The organism is Actinoplanes sp. NPDC051633 (assembly GCF_040681735.1).
Taxonomy (GTDB): domain Bacteria; phylum Actinomycetota; class Actinomycetes; order Mycobacteriales; family Micromonosporaceae; genus Actinoplanes.
Map to the genome: position 1 here is coordinate 1 of NZ_JBFAZH010001619.1, position 1,384 is coordinate 1,384.

General features: G+C 69.4%; 1 protein-coding gene and 1 pseudogene. One reads left to right on the forward strand and one right to left on the reverse strand.

What is annotated here, in order from left to right:
- Nucleotides 1–783 (reverse strand): trehalase-like domain-containing protein (locus AB0M20_RS43665; RefSeq protein WP_364307398.1); only part of this gene is annotated, 783 nt, incomplete at its 3' end.
- 182 nt (nt 784–965) lie between these two features.
- Here AB0M20_RS43665 and AB0M20_RS43670 point away from each other — a divergent pair.
- A pseudogene (locus AB0M20_RS43670) lies at nt 966–1,384 on the forward strand (hypothetical protein); the annotation flags it as partial.

Sequence of the window (1,384 nt, forward strand, 5' to 3'; positions counted from 1 at the left end):
GCGCTGCAGATAGCTGCGCCACGGGTGGTCCGGGAAGTCCCCGAGGGTGATCCACTGTCGCCAGTACTCCGAGGTGCGTCCCATCCGCTCCTGCGCCTCGTCCAGCGTGCGCGGGGGCGGGAGCGGCGACCAGGACAGCGCCACGAAGTGGGTGTCGCCCTCGACCATCCGGGTCCGCGCGTTGAGGCCGCGGCCCTCGATGCCGGGCCGCAGGTCGGTGGTCAGCCGCAGCGTCACGTCGGACTCCGGGGACTCGGCGACCAGCTCGCCGTAGCCGGGACCCTCGTATCGCCAGGTGCCCTCGTGTCGGCCGTACTCGAACACCGGCTCGCAGGTCATCGACAGGTCGACCGACCCGCTCACGCACCGGACCGTGCGGAGCAGGCAGTGTTCCGCGTCGAAGTCGGTGGGCGAGCGGCGGTGCGTCCGCGACCGCTCGTCGACGTTGTGCCAGGGGCCCATGCAGAGGGCGTCCCGGACGATCAGCCATCCGGTGCGGGTCTGCCAGGTGGTCTCCACCATCAGGCTGCCCGGCATGTACCGGCGCGCGGCCGGCACCATCTCATCGTACGGGCCGAGCCGGAACGAGCCGGCGCTGCGGTCCAGCATCGTCGTGAAGACGCTGGGCGAATCGGGACGGGGCAGACACATCCACTCGACCGCGCCGTTCGGCGCGATCAGGCACGTCGTCTCGCAGTCGGACAGGAAGGCGTAGTCGGCGATGGGCGGGTACGGGCTGCGCGCCCACGGCTGGGGCCGCGTGGCCTCGGCAAGCTCTTCCATCCCTTGATGCTCACCCGTCGGCGGCCCCGAAAGCCAGACCTTGCGCCCCCGCAAGATCACAGACTGTGATGAATCCGTGATCGGGAGTTTCATATCCCTTCGCCGGAAAGCTTCGTTACGGTAACCCACTTCCCCTTATCCGGAAACGGGGTCCGCCCTGGGGAGAGACCGGAGTTCGCTGCATGCACGTCCTGTTGTCCTGGTTCTCCGAGCGTCCGCTGACGCCCGACGCCAGAGGCGTTTTCCGCGCGCGGTTCGAGGCATCGATCCGCGATCTCGTTCCCGAGACATATGTGCGATATGAGGCGGGTGGGGACGACTGGGGCCTGACCATGCTGCACCCGGGACGGATGCAGTCCACCCGGTGGGAGCCGGTGCAGTCCGGCGATCAGCTCACCGCGGTGTCGCTGGGCATCCCGATCGGCGTTCCCAGCGGCCAGAGCGGCCTCGCGCTGGCCCGCCGTCTGCTCGCCGGCGAGAGCATCCATCGCGATCTGCTGCCGCCGTTCAGCATGCTGGCGATCGACCAGGCGGGCACCTTCGCGGTGCAGCAGGATTGGCTCGGCCAATGCCGGATCTTCGCCGGCGAGGCCGGCGGAGT